Here is a 19,932-nt window from a genome sequence, read left to right on the forward strand (position 1 = left end):
CTCGACACGGCCCCGACCGAGCCGGCCGTCCACCTGGCGTCCGGCGGGACGGCCCGGCCGCGTCCGCAAGACGACAGAAAGAACAGAATGCCCCGCTTCAGCATCATCGTCCCGTCCCACGGGGTCGCCGGCCGGCTGTCCGAGGCGCTGGACTCGGTTCTCGGCCAGTCCTTCGGCGACCTCCAGCTGATCCCGGTCTGCGACGCACCCGACGCGCCCGCCGCGGAGGTGGCCGCCGAGTACGCCGGCCGGGACTCCCGGGTGACCCCGGTGCACTCGCCGCCGTCCGCCGGCCTGAGCGGGGCGCGCAACGCGGGGATGCGGGCGGCCACCGGCGCCTATGTGCTGTTCCTCGACGGTGACGACCTGCTGCTGCCGGGCGCGCTGGAGGCGGTCGACGCGCGGCTGACCGAGGCGGGCGGGGTGGACGTGCTGTACGTCGAGCACGAGCGGACCCCCTGGTGGGAGGGCGAGCCGACGAACCCGGCCGCCCCGCTGCTCGCCAAGGCCCCGAAGGGCGCCTTCGCCCCTGCCGAGCTGCCCGCGCTGACCGGGGTCCAGCTGCCGGCGTGGAGCGCCGTCCACCGCCGCGGCTTCCTCACCGCACACGAACTCGTCTTCCCCGAGAGCCACTTCACCGATCTCGGCTGGGGCGGCCTGACCACGGTCGCCGCCGGGCGGATCGCCGTGCTGCGCCGGGTCGTCGTACGGCACCGGCTGCGCCGGCAGGGCAGCCGGCTCAATCTGCCCGGACCGCACCAGCACGCCCTGCTCGACCAGGTGGACCTGGTGCTGACGCGGGCGGCCGAACGCGCCCTGCCCGCCGAGCGGACCGGGCCGCTGTTCGAGCAGCTGTTCGCGGTGGTGCTGAAGACGGCGTCCCGTCCGGAGCGGCTGACCTCCGGGCACCGGGCGTTCTTCCGCCGGGCGGGCCGCCTCTACCGGCGGCACCGGCCGGCCGGCTACCGCGCGCCGGGCGGCAGCCTGGGCGTCCAGCACCGGCTGCTGGCGACGGGCGCCTACACCGCCTTCCGCGCGCTGCGCGGCGCCAACCGGACGGCCGCCCGTTCGGCCGGCCGCCTGCCCCGTCCGCGCATGCTGCGCACCCGGCTGCGCTACGCCCGCGAGCTGCGCCGCCCGCTGGACCCCGCCCTCGCCGTGTACTGCGCCTACTGGGGCCGCGGCTACGCCTGCAACCCGGCCGCGATCCACGCCAAGGCCCGCGAACTCGCCCCGCACATCCGCTCGGTGTTCCTGGTCGAGGCCGGCCAGGAACACGCCGTACCGAAGGACGTCGAGTACGCGGTGATCGGCTCCCACCGCTACTGGGAGGTGCTGGCCCGGGCGAAGTACCTCGTCAACAACGCCAACTTCGCCGAGGGGGTCGTCAAGCGGCCCGGCAGCGTGCATCTGCAGACGCAGCACGGCACCCCGCTGAAGAAGATGGGCGTGGACCAGTCGACGTACCCGGTGGTGGCCGCGCAGTCCGGCAGCTTCACCAAGCTGCTCGGCCGGGTCGACCGCTGGGACTTCAACCTGTCGTCCAACCGGCACTCCACCCGGATGTGGGAGCGCGCCTTCCCCGGCGGCTACGAGCAGCTGGAGTACGGCTACCCGCGCAACGACGTGTACTGCACGGCGACCGCCGAGGACGTGATCCGGATCCGGAAGGAACTGGGGATCCCGGAGGGCAGGACGGCGGTGCTGTACGCGCCGACCCACCGCGACCACCACACCGGCTTCGAGACCGGGCTGGACCTGGAGGCGTTCTGCGAGGCGGCCGGCGAGGACGTGGTGGTGCTGCTGCGCGCCCACTACTTCTACGACCGCGGCCGCACCCGGAACTCGGACCGGATCATCGACGTCACCGCGCACCGCTCCGCGGAGGACGTGTGCCTGGCCGCGGACGCGCTGGTCACCGACTACTCGTCGATCATGTTCGACTACGCCAACCTGGACCGGCCGATCGTCGTGTACGCCGACGACTGGGACGTGTACCGGGAGACCCGGGGCGTCTACTTCGACCTGATGGCCGAGCCGCCGGGACCGGTCGCCCGCACCCCCGGGGAACTGGCCGCCGTCTTCCGTGACGGTGCGTACGCGGGCCCGGAGTCCACGGCGCTGCGGGCCGCGTTCCGGGAGCGGTTCTGCGAGTTCGACGACGGGCGCGCCGCGGAGCGCGTCGTCAGGCGGGTGCTGCTCGGCGAGCCGCCCGAGGCGCTGCCGGCCGTGATCCCGCTCGCGGAACGCGTTCCCGCGCCCGCCGCCGCGACCCTCGTGAGGAGCTGACCCCGTGCCCCGCTTCAGTCTGATCGTGCCCTGTTTCAAGGTGCAGGGCTTCCTGCCCGAGTGCCTGGACTCGGTGCTGACGCAGTCCTTCGGCGACTTCGAGCTGATCGCGGTGGACGACTGCTCCCCCGACGGCTGCGGCGCGATCCTCGACGAGTACGCCGGGCGGGACCCGCGCGTGAAGGTGCTGCACCTGCCGGAGAACGTGGGCCTCGGCCGGGCCCGCAACGCCGGCATGCCGCACGCCACCGGCGACTACCTGTTCTTCCTCGACAGCGACGACACCCTCACCCCGGGCGCGCTGCGGGCCGTCGCCGACCGGCTGGCGGAGGCCGCCGATCCGGACGTGCTCGTCTTCGACTACGCGCGCACCTACTGGTGGGGCGGCACCCGGCGCAACGTGCTCGCGCACGTCCTCACCGAGGCGGGTGCGGACACGTTCGACGTGGCGCGGTACCCGCAGGTCCTCGACCTGCTGATGGTGGTGTGGAACAAGGTCTACCGGCGGGAGTTCGTCGAGCGGAACGGATTCGCGTTCCCGCCGGGCTACTACGAGGACACCCCCTGGACCTTCCCGGTGATGCTCAGCGCCGGGCGGATCGCCGCGCTGGACCGGATCTGCGTGAACTACCGGCAGCGCCGGCAGGGCAACATCCTGTCCACGACCAGCCGCAAGCACTTCGACATCCACGACCAGTACGAGCGGGTCTTCGCCTTCGTCGCCGACCGCCCGGAGCTGGCGCGCTGGCTGCCGTACCTGCACCGCAAGATGGGCGAGCACTGCCTGGACATCCTGGCCAAGCCGGACCGGCTGCCGCCCGCCGACAAGGCCGAGTTCTTCCGGCGCACGGCGCGGATGTTCCACGCGCACCGGCCCGAGGGCGCCCGGGTGGACGGCGAGGTGGCCGTGCTGGAGGGCTCCTGGACGGCGTACCGGCTCCGGCGGCAGGCGTCGCGGGCCGGGCGGGAGACGGCACGGCGGGCGGCTCCGGTGCGCCGGGCGGCCGCCGCGCGGGCCCGCACGGGCTGGGCGTCGCTGCACGCGCGCCGCCCGCTGGACGAGAACCTGGTGGTCTACTCGGCCTCCTCGCACCGGGGCGCGCTCGGCGACCCCGCGGCCGTCTACGACAAGGCCCGGGAGATCGCCCCACGGCTGCGCGGGGTGTGGGTGGTGCGGGACGCGGACGCGGCCGCACAGCTGCCGCCCGGTACGGAGCACGTGATCGTGGGCTCCCGGCGCTATCTGGAGGTCACCGCGCGGGCGAAGTTCTTCGTCAACGACGTCAACTGGCCCGGCACGCTGGGCAAGCGGCCCGGCAGCGTGCACATCCACACCCATCAGGGCACCCCGCTCAAGTACATGGGCGCCGACCTGCTGGACAAGCCGGGCGCGCGGCTGGGCTTCGACGTGCCGCAGATGCTGCGGCGGGCCGACCGCTGGGACTACAGCCTGGTCGCCAACCGCCACTCCGAGCTGGTCTGGGAGCGCGCCTACCCCTGCCACTTCACCTCCGTGCGCACCGGCAGCCCGCGCAACGACGTGCTGGTGAACGGGGGGAGCGGCGACTTCCGGCAGCGGTACGGCATTCCGGCGGACCACACGGTCGTGCTGTACGCGCCGACCCGCCGGGACTACCAGCGCGGCGGGCACGTGGACCGGTTCGACCCGGCCGGGTTCGCGGCCGAACTCGGCGAGGGGTACACCCTCGTGGTCCGGCTGCACCCGTCGCTGGCGAGCGGGCCGGCGCGGGGCATGGGGCTGTCGGAGCCGGCCCGGCGCGGGATCCTGATCGACGCGACCGACGAGCCCCGGGTCGAGGACGTGATGGCGGCGGCGGACGTGCTGGTCACCGACTACTCGGCCGTGATGTTCGACTACGCGCACCTGGACCGGCCCATCGTGGTGCACGCCGACGACTGGCCCGCCTACCGCGCGAGCAGGGGCGCGTACTTCGACATCACCGCCGAGGCGCCCGGCCATGTCTCGGGCTCCTTCCGGGAGCTGGTCCGGCTGTTCGCCTCCGGCGCGTGGCGGGACGAGGAGTCGACGCGGCTGCGGACGGAGTTCCGGGCCCGGTTCTGCGAGTACGACGACGGCCGGGCCGCCGAGCGGGTGGTACGGACCCTGCTGCTGGGCGAGAGCATGCCGGAGGCCCCGCTCCGGCTGCCGGGCCAGGCCACCGGCCGGGACGCGCTGACCTCGGCGTGAGCGCGAGGCCGGGCCTCGACGGTCCGGGCCCGACGGTCCGGTGGGAACGGCCACGGCCGGCCGGCGGGAGCGCCGGCCGGCCGTGGCCGTTCGAGGAGCGGGCGTGCGGTCCTACTCGATGACGAGGTCGACCTCGATGTTGCCGCGGGTGGCGTTGGAGTAGGGGCAGACCTGGTGGGCGGTCTCGACCAGCTTGCGGCCGGTCTCCTGGTCCACGGACTCGGGCAGCTCGATGCGCAGGGTCACCTTCAGTCCGAAGCCCTCGCCCTGCTTGCCGATGCCGACCTCGGCGGTCACGGCGGCGTCGCTGACGTCCACCTTCGCCTGGCGGCCGACGAGACCCAGGGCGCTGCCGAAGCAGGCGGCGTAGCCGGCGGCGAAGAGCTGCTCCGGGTTGGTGCCCTCGCCGTTGCCGCCCAGTTCCGCCGGCGGGGCCAGCTTGAGGTCGATCTTGCCGTCGGAGGAGACGGCACGGCCCTCGCGGCCGTGGGTGGCGGTGGCGACAGCGGTGTAGAGCGCGTCCATGGAAGACCATCCCTCTCGGTGTGAAGTGCGTCGCGGGGTCCGTTGGCGGTCCGTCGCGAGTACGAGTAGAGCACACAATTAAGTTGTGCACAACTTTATGGTTCGCAAGAGCTACCCTGGAGGCATGACCGCCTCGCCCACCCCGCAGACTTCCGCCGCCGCCGGCAGCGACTGGCTCCGCCTGGACCGCCAGATCTGCTTCTCCCTGCACGCCGCCTCCCGCGCCTTCAACGGCGTCTACCGCGTGATCCTCAAGGACCTCGGCCTCACCTATCCCCAGTACCTCGTGATGCTGGTCCTCTGGGAACACGGCGACCTGCCCGTGAAGAAGCTCGGTGAACATCTGCGGCTCGACTCCGGCACGCTCTCCCCGCTGGTCAAGCGGCTGGAGGTGGCCGGTCTCGTACGCCGCGAGCGCAGCGCCCGGGACGAGCGGTCCGTGCAGGTGCGGCTCACCGAGGAGGGCGGGGCGCTGCGCGAGCGGGCCCTGGAGGTGCCGCGGCGGATCGCGGCGGCGACCGGCTTCGACCTGGCGGAGATCGGCGAGCTGCGCGAACGCCTCGACCGGCTCACCCTCGCGCTGGACGCGGCGGCGTCGGCGGAAGCGGCGGAAGCGGCGGACGTCCGCTAGCGCGGCGGACGTAGAGCCGTACGGTCACCCCTTCCCGGACCGTCTCCTCGCCGGGCACGAACTCCGTCCGCAGCACGGCGAGTTTGGCGCGTTCGGCGGCGTTGCGGGGCGTCCAGCCGCCGGCGAGCAGCGCCTGGTCGGCGACGACCCTGACCCGGTCCAGCCGGGCCAGCCTGCGGCGCAGCTCATCGGGTCCGGCCTCACGGCCGTACAGGGTCCCGGACGCGGCGGCGCCCTCCACCAGGGCCACGTCCCGCGTGCCGCGGAACGCCCCCGGGTAGGTGAGGGCCACGTTGCGCGTCTGCACTGGCAGGAACAGCACCGGATCCCCGGGCCGCAGCGCGCGTGCGGCGATCCGGGAGACGGCGGCGAGATCGTCGGGCCGCCGGCCGGGGCTCCGGTCGGCCTGGAGCAGGGGAAGCTGCTGGAGCAGCACGACGGCGACGGCCGCCACCCCGGCGGCGACGAAAACGCCCACCGGGACCCGCCTCCGCGGGGCCGCAGGCACCGCCGGGCCGGACACCGGCACCGGGTCACCGTGCGGCGCCGGGTCCGGAGGCGGCACCAGGTCGAACCGCTCCGCCGAGCCGGTCGGCGGGACCGCACCGCCGAGCGGCACCAGCCCGGACAGCGGCTCGGCGGACGGCCGCGCCGACGGGCGCCGACCCGCCCGGCCGCGGCGCCGGGCCCGCACCGCCACCCCGGCCGGCCGCTCGGCCCACAGCCGTCCCGCGACCCGGGCGACCCGCTCCGCTCCGCACGCCACCAGCAGGGGGGCGCCGCCGAGGGCGTAGAGCACGTAGCGGTCGACGTACAGCGGGGAGATCTGGGACAGCAGCATCAGCACCCCCGGCGGCACCACCGCCAACGGCAGCGCCACTCCCGCGCAGGTGAGCTCGCCGCGCCGCCGCACCAGCCCCGCGAGCCCGAGCAGGGCCAGCCCCAGGCACACCCGGTACACCCCGTCCGCCGGCCCCAGGAACAACCGCAGCAGCCCCTCCGCCGTGTCCGCGGTCGGCCGGCGCAGCCAGGCGACCTGTGCCGCCTGCCCGCGGGACACCAGGACCATCGGCAGCAGCGAGAGGGCGACCGCGACCGCTGCCCGCCCCCAGCCCCGCCACACCGCTCCCCCGGCCCGGGCGAGCGCCAGCGACACCGCGTGGGCGAGCAGCAGCAGCACCGCGAACTCGTGCAGCCAGCAGGTGACGCCGAGGACGGTGCCGTACGCCCACCACGAGCCCGTGCGCACGGCCCGGACGAAGAGCAGGGTCGCCCCGGTGGCGCCGGCCGCGACCAGGGCGTACGAGCGGCCCTCCTGCGCGTAGTGACCGGCCATCGGGGCGACGGCGTAGAGCAGTCCGGCCCACAGTCCGACGCGCGGCCGGACCAAGTGGGTGCCGAGCGCGGCCACCAGAGCGGCCGTCACCGCCGCCGCGCACGCCGACGGGAGCCGCAGCACGACCTCCCCGGGGTGGACGGCGAGGACGGGGTGCATCACGAGGTAGTACAGGCCGTGCACCGCGTCGACGTCGTGCAGCAGCCGCCAGATCTGCGGCACCGTGCGGCGCCCGACCTGGAAGGTGACCGCCTCGTCACGCCACATGCCACCCCGGTCGAGCCCCCACAGCGCGATCGCCAGTATCACCAGCGCGGGCACCCCCACGGACAGCGCACGGCGGGCCCGCGCGCCGGGCACCTGGCACGACACGCGCGCCGAGGCCGGCTCCGAAGCACCGATCGGCGGCTGCGTCGTTGCACCCATAAGGGCGGCAGCCGTCGCTTCAGCCGTCCGGCGTGACTGCTGTTTCACAGGAAGCCCGAGGTTCACCACGGCCCGATCTTTTGCGATTAGCCAACCTTTGCCGCGCATTGACGGCGTATCGGCATGGATACACCATCCGTACCGCTTAGGCTCCCATGTGATGAACCGTCTCCGTGTCACCCCCGGCCCGGTCCTCGCCCTCACCTCCCTCTGGCTCGCCGGCCGCGCGCTGATGCTGTGGCTGCTCGTCCACGACAGCTCCCCGCTGCTCGGCGGCGGTTCGGTGGCCCGTGAGGTGCGGCGGCTGTACTTCCACTGGTACGGCGTCCTCGCGCACGGTTCCTTCCCGGCGCAGGACACGCTGTGGCAGTACCCGCCGGGCGCCGGACCGGTCCTGCTGGCGCCGGGCCTGCTCCCGGGACTGACGTACTTCCAGGCCTTCGTGACGCTGACCCTGGCCGCGGACGCGCTGATCGCGGCGGCGCTGCTCCGCGCGGGCACCCGGCCCGGACGCAGCCTGCGCGGCGCCGCCCTGTGGGCGGGCGGGCTGCCGCTGCTGCTGCACGTCCCGCTCGCCCGGTACGACATCGAGGTCACCGCCCTCGCCGTACTCTGCCTGCTGACGGTCGCGCGCTCCCCGCGCGGGGGCGGGGTGTTGGGGGCGCTGGGCGGGCTGGTGAAGGTGTGGCCGGCGCTCGCGCTGCTCGGCACGCCCCCCGGACGGGTGACCCGCACGGCGTGGAGCTGGGCCGCGACCGCCGGGACCGCCGCCCTCGGACTGCTGGCCCTGTCGTTCAACGACCCGTTCTCCTTCGTGCGGGAGCAGGGCGGCCGCGGGGTGCAGATCGAGTCGCTCGGCGGGACCGCCCTCAACCTCGCCCGGCACGCCGGCTGGCCCGGCCGGCACCGCTACCAGTACGGCGCGATCGAGCTGATCGGCCCGCACGTGGACGCCGTCGCGGCCGCCTCCCTCGCGCTCACGGCGACCGCCTTCGGGCTGCTGGTGCTGTGGCGGGTGCGGGCGCGCCGCTGGACCGAGGCGACACCGTTCGACGCGGCGCTGAGCGCGGTGCTGCTGTTCACCGTCACCAGCCGGGTCATCAGCCCGCAGTACATGATCTGGCTGCTGGGGCTCGCGGCCGTGTGCCTGACCTCGCGGCACACCAGTCAGCGCCCGGTGGCGGTGCTGATCCTCGGGGCGTCGGCGCTGAGCACGGTGGCGTTCCCGATGTGCTACCAGGACGTGGTCGACGGCACCTGGACCGGCTGCCTGCTGATGCTGGCCCGCAACGCGCTGCTGGCCGCCGCCGCGGTGCTGTCCTTCGTGCGGCTGTGGCGTGCCGCGAGACCGCCGGCCGTGAAGAACCTGCCACGGACGGAACCCCGGCCCGTTTCCGACCGTCTTCCGGACCGAGCACTAACTGCCTCTTAACCGGGTATTACTGAACATTTCTACGCTCCCGGCCCGTGGACCTCATGCATCCAGACTCGCCAGACCAGCACCCGGCGCCGCAGGCCGCCGTCGTCGTCATCGGCTACAACGACCGCGCCCACGTGGGCGACGCGGTGCGTTCGGCCCTCGCCCAGGGCGGCGCCGTCGCCGAGGTGATCGCCGTGGACGACCGCTCCACCGACGGCAGCGCCGAGCTGCTCGGCCGACTGGCCGCCGGCGAGCCCCGGCTGCGGGTGGTGCGCCGGGAGGTGAACAGCGGCGGCTGCGGCAGCCCCCGCAACACCGGGATCGACGCGGTGACGGCGCCGTACGTCATGTTCCTGGACAGCGACGACGTCCTGCCGCCGGGCGCGGTGGGCGCGCTGCTGGCCGCGGCGGCCGGGGCGAAGGCCGAGGTGGCGAGCGGCCTGTGCGTGCGCCGGGAGCTGCCGTCGGGCCGCGAGCAGCCGTGGCAGCCCTCGCTCTACACGGCGCCCGCCGTCCTCGCGCGCCCCTCCCAGCGCCCGCGCCTCGTCCACGACACGCTGTGCGTCAACAAGCTGTACCGCACCGATTTCCTGCGCGGGCACGGCATCCGCTTCCCCGAGGGCCGTTTCCTCTACGAGGACTTCGTCTTCACCGCGCGCGTCCTGGCCGCCGGCCCGCGCGTCGCGCTCGTACCGGACCCGGTGTACGTGTGGCACGTGCGCCGGTCGGCCGAGCGGCTGTCGCTCTCCCTGGACCGGGAGCACATCGACAACTGGAGGGCGCGCGTCGAGGCGTGCGCGCTGGCGTACGACATCCTGCTGGGCGCCGGGCAGAAGGAGCTGGCACGGGCGGCGCGGGCCAAGTTCCTCGACCACGACGTGCGCATGTACGTGCGTGAACTGGGGTTGCGCGACGCGGACTACCGGCGCGCGTGGTGGGCGCACACCCGTGAGTACCTCGCGCGCTACGACGCCGACGACTGGGAGCGGAACCCCGCCGCCCCCGGCCCGCTGCTGGCCCGGGTCGTGCTGGCGTCGCCCGAGCCGCGCGACCTGCCCCGGCTGCGCGAACTCGCCGCCCGGCCCGCGCGGCTGCTCCCGCCCTGCGCCCGCGACGCCGACGGCACCCCCGTCTGGTCCGCGGACCTGCCCGAGGTCACCCTCACCCCCCTGCTCACCCGTCCCGTTCGTCTGCTGCCGCTCGCGGTGGACGCGGAACTGCGCCCGCGCGCGCGTGCCACGCTCCTGCGTCTGCGGCTGCACGAGCTGTACGGGAGGGTGGCCGGGGCGGGCCCGCGGGAGGTGGACGTGCGCTGGCAGTCCCGGGAGGACGACCGGACGGCCGGGCGGACGACGGCGGTTCTGTCGCCGGACCGTGCCGGCACCTGGACGGCGGTGGTGCCCGTCGACCTGGCCGGGCTCGGCGGGGGCGTGTGGGACCTGCGGCTGACGCTCCGGTTCGCGGACGGCGGGCGACGGGAGGTCACGGCGCACGCGTCCGCGGGCGCCGGCCGGCTGCGCCGGCACGCCGTCCCGGACGCCCGCCACGGGGTGCTCCTGGTGCAGCCGTACGCGACCCACTCCGGCGCGCTGGCCCTGCGCGTGGCCGCGGGACCGCGCGGAGTCGCCGCGGTGGTCCGCGGCCGGCTGCGCCGCCTGCTTCACTGAGAGGGCCCGGCTGCCTGTCCGACACCGGGGACCGAGACGACCGGGACCGGGACGACCGGGACCAGGACGAGGGGACGGCCGCAATGACCTGGCTGATCACCGGCGGCGCCGGCTACATCGGGGCGCATGTCGTACGGGCGATGGCCGAGGCGGGTGAGCGCACGGTCGTGTACGACGACCTGTCCACGGGCGTCGCCGGGCGCGTACCGGCCGAGGTGCCCCTGGTCGAGGGTTCGACCCTGGACGCGGGGCTCGTGGCCCGCACGCTCGCCGAGCACGGGATCACCGGCGTGGTCCACCTGGCGGCGAAGAAGCAGGTCGGCGAGTCGGTGGACCTCCCCCTGCACTACTACCGCGAGAACGTCGAGGGCCTGCGGGTGCTGCTGGAGGCGGTGACGGCGGCGGAAGTGCCGTCCTTCCTCTTCTCCTCCTCGGCGGCCGTCTACGGCATGCCGGACGTGGACCTGGTGACGGAGGAGACCCCCTGCCACCCGATGTCGCCGTACGGCGAGACGAAGCTGGCCGGCGAATGGCTGGTCCGTGCCACGGGCCGGGCGACGGGCCTCGCCACCGCGTCGCTGCGCTACTTCAACGTGGCGGGCGCGGCGACGCCCGAACTCGCCGACACCGGCGTGTTCAACCTGATCCCGATGGTCTTCGAGAAGCTCACCGAGGGCGCGCCGCCACGAATCTTCGGCGACGACTACCCGACGCCGGACGGCACCTGCGTGCGCGACTACATCCACGTGGTCGACCTGGCGGAGGCCCATGTCGCCGTCGCCCGCGCGCTGGGGTCCGCCCCCGGCACCGGCCTCACCCTGAACATCGGCCGCGGGGAGGGCGTCTCCGTGCGGGAGATGATCGACCGCATCAACGCGGTGACGGGCTACGACCGTCCGCCGACCGTCACCCCGCGCCGCCCAGGCGACCCCGCCCGCGTCGTCGCCTCCGCCGACCGGATCGCCACGGAACTGGGCTGGCAGGCCAAGTACGACGTGCACGACATGATCACGTCGGCCTGGGAGGGCTGGGTGCGGCACCACCCGCGGGCGGCGCGCTCGTAGGACCGCCCCGGGCGACGGGCCGGGCGCCGGGGTCCGCGCTCTGCGGCGGCGGCCCGGCGCCGCGGCCGTCACAGCGCCTTGAGCGCGCCCGCCGTGGCCCGGGCCAGCCGCTCCAGGTACCCCTTGGGGAGCTTCGGGGAGCGGGTCACCACCGAGCGCCAGTACAGGGGGCCGGAGATCAGGTCCAGCGTCAGGCCGGCGTCGACGCCCGCGCGGATCTCGCCCCGCTCCGCGGCCGCCGCCACGATCTTGCTGGCCACCCCCTCCTGACCGTCCCGCAGGGCCTTCTGGAAGGCCTCGGCGATCTCGGGGTTGCGGGCCGCCTCGGCCTGGAGGTCGGGGATGATCTGCGAGGCCACGGGGTGGCGCAGGGCACGGGACGTGACCTCGTAGAGCAGGCGCAGATCGCCCTCCAGGGAGCCCGTGTCGGGGACCGGGAAGCCCAGGACCGCCATCGCCGAGACGACGTCCAGCACCAGGTGCAGCTTCGAACGCCAGCGCCGGTAGACCGCCGTCTTGCCCACGCCCGCCCGGCGGGCGATGCCCTCGATGGACATGCGCGCGTAGCCGACGGCCGCGAGTTCCTCGAAGACGGCGGCCCGGATGGCCTCGGTCACGTCCTCCCGGAGCACGGCGGCCCCGGCGGGCGCCCGGCGGCGCGGACGCGTCGGCGGCACGTCGGCGGACTCGTCGGCGTTCGTCGTCATACCGAACAGCATAGGGCGTTACGACGAAACGGTTGCGTTCCGACGTTCATTGGGCCTACGCTCACGTCACGACGATACGGTCCCGTCCCGACGTAAGAGAACATGAAGAGAACCGTAAGGAAACGCCGGACGACGGGCACGGACACGGCGGCCCCGGCGACGGCCGGGCGCAGCACCCCCTCCCCCCGAGCGAAAGCAGCGGATGTGAGCCAGGTACTCCACACACCGCCCCCCACCCGGGCCCCCGCCGACGACGACCTCACGGCGCTCGCGCTCCGGCACGGACTGTCGGTCAGCGGCGCCCGCCCGACCCTGGCGGAGTACGTCCGCCAGCTGTGGGCCCGGCGCCACTTCATCGCCGCGTTCTCCACCGCCAAGCTCACCGCGCAGTACAGCCAGGCCAAGCTCGGCCAGGTCTGGCAGGTCATGACCCCGCTGCTGAACGCGGCGGTCTACTACTTCATCTTCGGCGTGCTGCTCAACACCAAGCACAACGTGCCGGACTACGTGCCGTTCCTGGTCACCGGCGTGTTCATCTGGACGTTCACGCAGAGCTCGATCATGGCCGGCACCCGCGCGATCGCCGGCAACCTCGGCCTGGTGCGCGCCCTGCACTTCCCGCGCGCCGCCCTGCCGATCTCCTTCGCGCTCCAGCAGCTCCAGCAGCTGCTGTTCTCGATGGCCGCGCTGGTCGTCATCCTGCTCTGCTTCGGCGTGCCGGTCGCCGCCTCCTGGGTGCTGGCGCTCCCGGTGCTCGTCCTGCAGTTCACCTTCAACGCCGGCGTGTCCATGATCATGGCGCGCATGGGCGCCAAGACCCCGGACATCGCCCAGCTGATGCCCTTCGTGCTGCGCACCTGGATGTACGTGTCCGGGGTGATGTGGAGCATCGACAAGATCACCAAGGGCGACAAGCTGCCGCACGTGGTCACCATCCTGCTCCAGCTCAACCCGGCCGCCGTCTACATCGACCTGATGCGGTTCGCCCTGATCGACAGCTTCCACGCCCACCAGCTGCCCCCGCACGCGTGGGCGGCGGCCACGGGCTGGGCCCTGCTCGCGGGCGTCGGCGGCTTCATCTACTTCTGGAAGGCTGAGGAGACGTACGGCCGTGGCTGAGCACACCGAGAAGATCCCCACCGTCGTCGCCCACGACGTCGACATCGTCTACCGGGTCAACGGCACCGGCGCGGGCCGCGGCACCGCCACCGCCGCCCTCAACCGCATGCTGCGGCGCAAGCAGACCGAGAAGGCGTCCGGCGTCCGCCGGGTGCACGCGGTGAAGAAGGTGTCGTTCGCCGCCTACAAGGGTGAGGCCATCGGGCTCATCGGCACCAACGGTTCCGGCAAGTCCACCCTGCTCAAGGCGGTCGCCGGACTCCTCCCGGTGGAGAACGGCCACATCTACACGGACGGCCAGCCCTCCCTGCTCGGCGTCAACGCGGCCCTGATGAACGACCTGACGGGCGAGCGCAACGTCCACCTCGGCGGTCTCGCTATGGGCATGTCCCGGGAGCAGATCAAGGAGCGCTACCAGGACATCGTCGACTTCTCCGGGATCAACGAGAAGGGCGACTTCATCACCCTGCCGATGCGCACGTACTCCTCCGGCATGGCGGCCCGGCTGCGGTTCTCCATCGCCGCCGCCAAGGACCACGACGTCCTGCTGATCGACGAGGCCCTCGCCACCGGCGACCGGTCCTTCCAGAAGCGCTCCGAGGCCCGGATCCGCGAGCTGCGCCGGCACGCGGGCACGGTCTTCCTGGTCAGTCACAACAACAAGTCGATCCGTGACACCTGCGAGCGGGTCCTGTGGCTGGAGCGCGGCGAGCTGCGCATGGACGGGCCGACGGAGGACGTCATGAAGGAGTACGAGGCCTTCACCGGCGACAAGAAGCCCGCCCCGAAGAAGCCGGCCGCCAAGAAGCCCGCGCCGAAGGCGGACACCGCCGAGGCGGGGGTACCGCAACCGGGCGCGCCGAAAGCCTCTCTTCCTTCCTGAGTCCGGTTCACCCGCACGGCCCACACTTGGGGCCTTGTTTTCCCTTTCATACGCTTAATGACGGTATGTTGGGGAGGGAGTCCGGAGCCGACGAGCCGAAGGAGCCCCAGTGATGCCCCGTCTCAGCGTGATCGTCTACGGACCGAACGCACAGGGGCATCTGACCGAACTGCTCGACTCGCTGGAGGCCCACCCGCTCCCCGACGCCGAGGTGATCGTCGCCGCGGTCGGCGACTGGGCACAGGAGACGGCCGGACGCCACGCCCCCGAGACGCTCGTCGTGCCGCTGCCGGAGGGCACCGGCGACGCGGCGGCCCGGGCGGCCGGCGCGGCCCGCGCGTCCGGCCGCTGGCTGCACTTCGTGCACGCCAAGGACGGCCTGCCGGCCGGCGCGCCCCGCCTGATCGCCGAGCGGGCCGCCGAACTCGACGCCGCGGCGGGCACGGAGGCGTCCGGGACCCGTGACGCCCCCGCCGCCCCGGTCGACGTGCTCCTCTTCGACCACGTCACCACCACCTGGCAGACCACCGCCGCGCCCTCCCGCGACGGCCGCCACCTCGCCGCGGTCGGCCGCGAGAGCCGCACCCTGGACGGACGCGCCGACCTGCTGCGCCTCGCCCCGCTGCTCGGCAACCGTGCCCTGCGCGCCGACTTCTGGCGGGCTCACGAGGCGCGGTTCACCACCGAGGACGAACCGCTCGCCGCCCACACGGTCCTGCTGCTCGCCGACCGGATCGCCTGCCTGAACCAAGTGGCGTACGAGAACCGCGTGCTGCGCCCCGAGAGCCTGCCGCCGCGGGCACCCGCGCACCGGCTCACGCTCATCGAACGCTACGAGTCCCTGCTGCCGCTCGCCGAAAACCGCCGTACCGTCCACGCGGTGCTGTACGACCTGATGGTGCGGGACCTGGTGCGCACCTTCGCCCGCGAGGACCTGCCCGAGCCGGTGGCCCGGGAGTTCTTCCGCCGCGCCTCCCTCGCCGCGGTGCGCTGGCGCCCCGAGGGCCACCAGCGCCCACCGGGCCTCGAAGGCGTACGGCACGCCCTGCTGGAGGAGGGCGCCTACACCAGGTACCGCGCGTTCCAGGCCGGCAACCGCGCCCGCCGCGCCGCCCGCACGGCCGTCCGCTCCTGCAAGCGCCAGGTGGGCGCCAAGGTCCGCGACCACCAGTACCGCCGCGCCCTGAGCCGGCCCGTGGACCCCGAACTGGCCGTGTTCGCCGCCTACTGGGACCGCGGGGTCGCCTGCAACCCGGCCGCGATCGCCGCCGAACTCGCCGAACTGGCCCCGCACATCCGCCGGGTGTGGGTGGTGAGCAAGGACAACGCGGCCCTGCTGCCGCCCGGCACGGACCACGTCGTCCCGGGCACCCGGCGCTACTGGGAGACCATGGCGAGCGCCAAGTACCTGACGAACAACGTCAACTTCCCCGGCGCGGTGGTCAAACGCCCCGACGCGATCCACCTCCAGACCCACCACGGCACCCCGCTCAAGCGCATGGGCCTGGACCAGATGGACCATCCGGCCGCCGCCAAGGGCCTGGACTTCGCGGCGCTGCTGGGCCGCATCGACAAGTGGGACTACAGCGTCAGCGCCAACAGCCACTCGACCCGGATGTGGGAGCGTGCCTACCCGGCCCGGTACACCTCCCTCGACCACGGTTACCCGCGCAACGACGTCTACTACCGGGCCACGGCCGCCGACGTCCGCGCCGCCCGCGCCCGCCTCGGCATCGCGCCGGGCCGGACGGCCGTCCTCTACGCGCCCACCCACCGCGACTACGAGGCCGGGTTCACCCCGCGCCTCGACCTCGCCGCCCTCGCGGACCGCCTCGGCGAGGACACCGTCCTCCTCGTCCGCGCCCACTACTTCTACGGCGGCGCGGCCTCCCCGCTGACCGGACTGCGCCGGTCCGGCCGGATCATCGACGTCTCCTCCTACGACCCGGTCGAGGAGCTGTGCCTGGCCGCCGACGCCCTGGTCACGGACTACTCGTCGATCATGTTCGACTACGCCAACCTGGACCGCCCGATCGTCATCCACGCCGACGACTGGGAGACCTACCGCACCACCCGCGGCGTCTACTTCGACCTGATGGCCGAGCACCCCGGCCAGGTGGCCCGCAGCCAGGAGGAGCTGACGGAGATCTTCGCCTCCGGCGCCTGGCGCGACGACAGCGCGGCCAAGGCACGGGCCACGTTCCGGCGGCGGTTCTGCGAGTACGACGACGGCCGCGCCGCCGAGCGGGTCGTACGGCGGGTGTTCCTCGGCGAACCCGAGGAGGCGCTGCCCCCGGTGCTCCCGCTGGAGGAACGCACGCCCGCCCCGACGCCCGAGGAGGCCACGGCATGACGAGCCCCGACGTCACCGTCACGGTCATCGTCTACAACGACGCGGCCCGTCTCCCCCGCGCGGTCGCCTCCCTGCGCGCGCAGACGCACACCGACATCGAGATCGTCATCAGCGACGACCACTCCACCGACGACACGCCCGCCGTGGCACGGGAGCTGGCGGCGCAGGACCACCGCATCCGCTACCTGCGCCTGCCGGAGAACAGCGGCGGCTGCAGCGCCCCGCGCAACCGGGCCATCGAGATCGCCCGGGCGCCGTACCTGATGTTCCTCGACAGCGACGACGAACTCCCGCCCCGCGCGGTCGAGTCGCTGCTGGCCGCGCACCGCGAGCGCGAGGTGGACTTCACCATGGGCGCGGTGCGGCGGGTCCGCGTGGACAACGGGCGCCGCTCCACGTGGATGCCGCACGTGGTCGCCGAGCGCCGCACCGTGGAGGGCATCGACGCCGACCCGCGGCTCTTCTTCGAGCACCTGTCCACGAGCAAGATGTACGCCCGGTCCTTCCTGGACCGCCACGAGCTGCGCTTCCCCGAGGGCATCCATTACGAGGACCAGTTGTTCTCGGCGCAGGCGTACTGCCTGGCCGAGGCGTTCACGATCATCCCGGACCCCGTGTACACCTGGTACATCGAACCGTTCGCGGCGGCGGACTCCGCGTCCATCTCCAACCAGCGGCACAAGATCTCCAACGTCCGTGACCGCGTCCACGTCCAGCGCCTGATCGACGACTTCCTCGTCGGCAGCGGGCACGCGGGGCTGCGGGAGGACAAGGACTACAAGTTCCTCAAGCACGACTTCCGGATGTACGCGGGCGACCTGCCCTTCCGGGACGAGGAGTGGCTGGACTCCTTCACCGCGATCATGAACCCCTACCTGGACACCCTGGCCCCCGGCGCGTACGCCCGGCTGCCCCGCCCGGAACGGGTGGTGCTGCGACTGCTGCGGGACGGCCGCACGGCCGACGCCCGGATCGCGGCCCGGGGCCTCGGGCACGGGGTGGCGCCCCGCCGCACCACCTCCGACGACTCCGGTGTCCCGTACTGGGGCGACCGGGTGCCGGACTCGGCCGAGGCCCGCCGTGAGCTGGACCTGTCCGACCTGGAGCTGGACACCCGCCCGTTCCCCAGCGCGCAGTTCCGGCACGAGATCACCGAGCTGACCCCGGGCCCGGGCGCGTCCCTCACCCTCGCCGTCCGTACGTACGACCCCGGGCTCCGCCTGCCCGTCGGCCCGCAGCGCGCCGGCCTGCTGCTGGCTCCCGGCGGGCGCCGGATGACGGTTCCCTTCCGGCTGGACCCGGTGCGTCCCGGCGTCTTCGAGGGCACCGTCCGCCTGGACCTCGCCGCCGCCCCGATCCCGCTGCAGGGCTTCGAGGGCGTGCGCCACCCGATGGTCCGCCTGCAGCAGCAGGGGCTGTCCCACACGGGGCTGCTGCTGGCCCCCCTCGACTTCCCCGCGCGCACCGCCCGCGTCGACTACCGCTCCGGCACGATCCCGCACGAGGTCACGGCCGAACCGGAGGGCCGCAACCCCGGCCGGCTGCAACTGCGCTGGCGGCCGGTCGGAGTGACGGCCCACGTGGTCCGCCCGGTGGTCCGCCGCCTGGCCCGCCCGAAGGTGCGCAAGGCGGCGAAGCTGCTGTCCAGCCTGCTGCGGTGAGGGGCCCGGTCCGGCGGCGGCCGAGCCCGGCGCCGGTGAGCGGACAGCCCCGCGTGCGGGGACCGCTCAGGGCACCACGCGGTACAGGACCTGGCCGCCCGGGCCCGCGGTGACCTTCCGCAGGCCGGGCCCGGCGAGGCTCTCCGGTCCCACCACCCACCGCACCCCGTACTCCCGGACGATCCCGCGCCGTTGCGCGGCGGACCCGCCGAAGTACCGGGTGACCGCCGCGGCCCTCCGGTCCGCGTCCGGGAGGAACACGTCCGGATAGCCGGGCGCCACCGTGTACGGCCCGTACGCGGGGATCTGCCGCGCCGGGAACGTGCGCGCCATCACCACGTCCCCGTACCGCACCCCCGCCCGCGTGATCCACTGGTAACCCGCCCACGGCGTGCGGTACTTCGCGGCGACCGCGGCGGGCAGCCGGTCCCTCGGGACGACGTACCCGAGCGTCCCGGCCTGCGTCCACGCCCCCACCGCGAGCGCCGCGCCCAGCACGCACGCCCACCCGGCCCGCACCGCCCGCCGCCCGGCCGACACCGTCTCCAGCGCGGCCGCCAGCTGGGCCGGGATCAGCGCCGCCGGCAGGGCACGGCCCCACGAGTAGTGTCCGGTCAGCCCGCCCGCGGCGAACACCAGCACACCGAGCACGAAGAACAGCACCAGGGGATCCCGGCGGTCCCGGCGCGCGCGGCACGCCAGGGCCACCACACCGAGCAGCACCAGCCCGAACCGCGCGGCCAGGTGCTCGTACAGCGGCCGGTGGATCGCCTCCAGGTCCGCCCCGGCGGAGAACAGGGCGAAGAAGTCGTAGTAGGGCCACAGCCACAGCACGAGCAGCCCCGAGGCGAGCGCGGCGCCGAGCCGGGGCAGCACCGCCCGCGCGGGCCGCGCCGCGAGCACCGCGGCCGCCGCGCCCAGCGACGCCACGACACCGGTGAACTGGTGGCACAGCAGGATCAGCGCCCACAGCACGCCGAGCGCCACCCAGGTCCCCCACGCCGCCGTCCCGCGCACCGCACGGGTCAGCCACGCCCAGAAGTGGAAGCCGAGCCCCAGCGCGAACACACTCGGGTACGACACCGTCAGCGCCAGGGAGTTCAGGCCGAGGAAGCCGCTCCACGCGAACAGCAGCGGGCCCCACAACAGGAGCAGGCACAGCAACGCCAACGCGGGCGCGGCCCGGTGGGAGCTCAGGGTGCGGACGTACCGCAGGACACCCGTGACCAGCAGCCCGAGCCCGACGAGCGCGCCGATGCGCAGCACGACGAACACCGACAGGCCCGTGAGCCTGGCCAGCACGCCCAGCACCAGCGTCCACGGCGAGTAGTACGGACTCGGCGTGTCGGCGTCGACCAGCGGGTTGCCGGGGTCCAGGAGGCTGTGCCGCAGCCGCTGGACCGTGGCCGCGTGCATGCCGAGGTCGCCCGCCCACGGCAGGCGGGCGATCACCAGGAGCAGCAGCACCAGGACGAGCGCGGCGGCGACCCGAGGCAGTGACCGGCCGGCCCGCGCGGTGCCGTCCGCGGGCGCTGTCCGGCTCACCGGCTCCAGGTCAGACGGCGCGGGACGCATCCTGCGGGCATGACTCGACGGGGTTCGGTGTCACACCGCAGACCCTATCCGAATCGGACCCACCAGC

14 protein-coding genes are annotated in these 19,932 nt (G+C 73.8%); 10 read left to right on the forward strand and 4 right to left on the reverse strand.

What is annotated here, in order from left to right; translation table 11 throughout:
• The first annotated feature begins 87 nt into the window (after positions 1-87).
• On the forward strand, positions 88-2,289 hold the full coding sequence (locus N8I86_RS16315) for a bifunctional glycosyltransferase/CDP-glycerol:glycerophosphate glycerophosphotransferase (RefSeq protein ID WP_073900149.1): 2,202 nt from the start codon (positions 88-90) through the stop codon (positions 2,287-2,289).
• A gap of 4 nt (positions 2,290-2,293) precedes the next feature.
• Positions 2,294-4,498: a bifunctional glycosyltransferase/CDP-glycerol:glycerophosphate glycerophosphotransferase gene (locus tag N8I86_RS16320; protein ID WP_263278104.1), complete on the forward strand. Its 2,205-nt coding sequence runs from the start codon at positions 2,294-2,296 to the stop codon at positions 4,496-4,498.
• 111 nt (positions 4,499-4,609) lie between these two features.
• Here the strand turns inward: N8I86_RS16320 and N8I86_RS16325 are convergent, their stop codons facing one another.
• Complete coding sequence (locus tag N8I86_RS16325; protein ID WP_263278105.1) at positions 4,610-5,023, reverse strand: organic hydroperoxide resistance protein; 414 nt, start codon at positions 5,021-5,023, stop codon at positions 4,610-4,612.
• Positions 5,024-5,147: 124 nt separating this feature from the next.
• Between N8I86_RS16325 and N8I86_RS16330 the strand changes: the two genes are divergently transcribed.
• Entirely contained in the window at positions 5,148-5,654 is a 507-nt protein-coding gene (locus N8I86_RS16330) for a MarR family winged helix-turn-helix transcriptional regulator (protein ID WP_263278106.1), read from the forward strand.
• Here N8I86_RS16330 and N8I86_RS16335 read toward each other — a convergent pair.
• Complete coding sequence (locus N8I86_RS16335) at positions 5,593-7,257, reverse strand: glycosyltransferase family 39 protein (protein ID WP_404830874.1); 1,665 nt, start codon at positions 7,255-7,257, stop codon at positions 5,593-5,595. The two genes, N8I86_RS16330 and N8I86_RS16335, sit on opposite strands and share 62 nt — an antisense overlap.
• Positions 7,258-7,576: 319 nt before the next feature.
• Here N8I86_RS16335 and N8I86_RS16340 point away from each other — a divergent pair, with 319 nt between their 5' ends.
• The 3 genes from N8I86_RS16340 to galE all read left to right on the forward strand — a co-directional run bounded on the left by N8I86_RS16340 (position 7,577) and on the right by galE (position 11,567).
• Positions 7,577-8,848: a glycosyltransferase 87 family protein gene (locus N8I86_RS16340; protein ID WP_263278107.1), complete on the forward strand. Its 1,272-nt coding sequence runs from the start codon at positions 7,577-7,579 to the stop codon at positions 8,846-8,848.
• Between the two features lie 44 nt (positions 8,849-8,892).
• Entirely contained in the window at positions 8,893-10,503 is a 1,611-nt protein-coding gene (locus tag N8I86_RS16345) for a glycosyltransferase family 2 protein (protein ID WP_073900644.1), read from the forward strand.
• A gap of 83 nt (positions 10,504-10,586) precedes the next feature.
• Complete coding sequence (gene galE, locus N8I86_RS16350) at positions 10,587-11,567, forward strand: UDP-glucose 4-epimerase GalE (protein ID WP_263278108.1); 981 nt, start codon at positions 10,587-10,589, stop codon at positions 11,565-11,567.
• A 68-nt stretch (positions 11,568-11,635) separates the two neighbouring features.
• Here galE and N8I86_RS16355 read toward each other — a convergent pair whose 3' ends face one another.
• The gene (locus N8I86_RS16355; protein ID WP_073900643.1) at positions 11,636-12,274 is read right to left on the reverse strand and encodes a TetR/AcrR family transcriptional regulator; all 639 of its coding nucleotides are present in this window, start codon (positions 12,272-12,274) and stop codon (positions 11,636-11,638) included.
• A 204-nt stretch (positions 12,275-12,478) separates the two neighbouring features.
• On the opposite strand from N8I86_RS16355, the gene N8I86_RS16360 reads away from it, so the two are divergent.
• The 4 genes from N8I86_RS16360 to N8I86_RS16375 all read left to right on the forward strand — a co-directional run bounded on the left by N8I86_RS16360 (position 12,479) and on the right by N8I86_RS16375 (position 18,290).
• A complete protein-coding gene (locus tag N8I86_RS16360; RefSeq protein ID WP_073900137.1) occupies positions 12,479-13,393 on the forward strand; it encodes an ABC transporter permease in 915 nt (304 codons plus the stop codon).
• Positions 13,386-14,276: an ABC transporter ATP-binding protein gene (locus N8I86_RS16365; RefSeq protein WP_185091346.1), complete on the forward strand. Its 891-nt coding sequence runs from the start codon at positions 13,386-13,388 to the stop codon at positions 14,274-14,276. The genes N8I86_RS16360 and N8I86_RS16365 overlap by 8 nt, the downstream gene beginning before the upstream one ends.
• Before the next feature lie 112 nt (positions 14,277-14,388).
• Entirely contained in the window at positions 14,389-16,629 is a 2,241-nt protein-coding gene (locus N8I86_RS16370) for a CDP-glycerol glycerophosphotransferase family protein (protein ID WP_263278110.1), read from the forward strand.
• Positions 16,626-18,290 carry a glycosyltransferase family 2 protein gene (locus N8I86_RS16375; RefSeq protein ID WP_073900131.1) on the forward strand — a complete coding sequence of 555 codons (1,665 nt, stop codon included), beginning with the start codon at positions 16,626-16,628 and terminating at the stop codon, positions 18,288-18,290. The genes N8I86_RS16370 and N8I86_RS16375 overlap by 4 nt, the downstream gene beginning before the upstream one ends.
• A 66-nt stretch (positions 18,291-18,356) precedes the next feature.
• On the opposite strand, the gene N8I86_RS16380 is transcribed toward N8I86_RS16375, so the two are convergent.
• Positions 18,357-19,865 (reverse strand): hypothetical protein, encoded by a 1,509-nt coding sequence (locus N8I86_RS16380; protein WP_263278111.1) that lies wholly within the window; start codon positions 19,863-19,865, stop codon positions 18,357-18,359.
• Positions 19,866-19,932: the final 67 nt, after the last annotated feature.

It is taken from the genome of Streptomyces albidicamelliae (assembly GCF_025642175.1).
In the GTDB taxonomy this organism is placed as follows: Bacteria; Actinomycetota; Actinomycetes; order Streptomycetales; family Streptomycetaceae; genus Streptomyces; species Streptomyces albidocamelliae.

Excerpts from the sequence above, each read along its gene's own strand:
- N8I86_RS16315 (WP_073900149.1), top strand. The coding sequence starts at position 88 with ATGCCCCGCTTCAGCATCATCGTCCCGTCCCACGGGGTCGCCGGCCGG.
- N8I86_RS16325 (WP_263278105.1), bottom strand. The coding sequence starts at position 5,023 with ATGGACGCGCTCTACACCGCTGTCGCCACCGCCACCCACGGCCGCGAG.
- N8I86_RS16330 (WP_263278106.1), top strand. The coding sequence starts at position 5,148 with ATGACCGCCTCGCCCACCCCGCAGACTTCCGCCGCCGCCGGCAGCGAC.
- N8I86_RS16335 (WP_404830874.1), bottom strand. The coding sequence starts at position 7,257 with ATGTGGCGTGACGAGGCGGTCACCTTCCAGGTCGGGCGCCGCACGGTG.
- N8I86_RS16340 (WP_263278107.1), top strand. The coding sequence starts at position 7,577 with ATGAACCGTCTCCGTGTCACCCCCGGCCCGGTCCTCGCCCTCACCTCC.
- N8I86_RS16345 (WP_073900644.1), top strand. The coding sequence starts at position 8,893 with ATGCATCCAGACTCGCCAGACCAGCACCCGGCGCCGCAGGCCGCCGTC.
- galE (WP_263278108.1), top strand. The coding sequence starts at position 10,587 with ATGACCTGGCTGATCACCGGCGGCGCCGGCTACATCGGGGCGCATGTC.
- N8I86_RS16355 (WP_073900643.1), bottom strand. The coding sequence starts at position 12,274 with ATGACGACGAACGCCGACGAGTCCGCCGACGTGCCGCCGACGCGTCCG.
- N8I86_RS16370 (WP_263278110.1), top strand. The coding sequence starts at position 14,389 with ATGCCCCGTCTCAGCGTGATCGTCTACGGACCGAACGCACAGGGGCAT.
- N8I86_RS16375 (WP_073900131.1), top strand. The coding sequence starts at position 16,626 with ATGACGAGCCCCGACGTCACCGTCACGGTCATCGTCTACAACGACGCG.
- N8I86_RS16380 (WP_263278111.1), bottom strand. The coding sequence starts at position 19,865 with ATGCGTCCCGCGCCGTCTGACCTGGAGCCGGTGAGCCGGACAGCGCCC.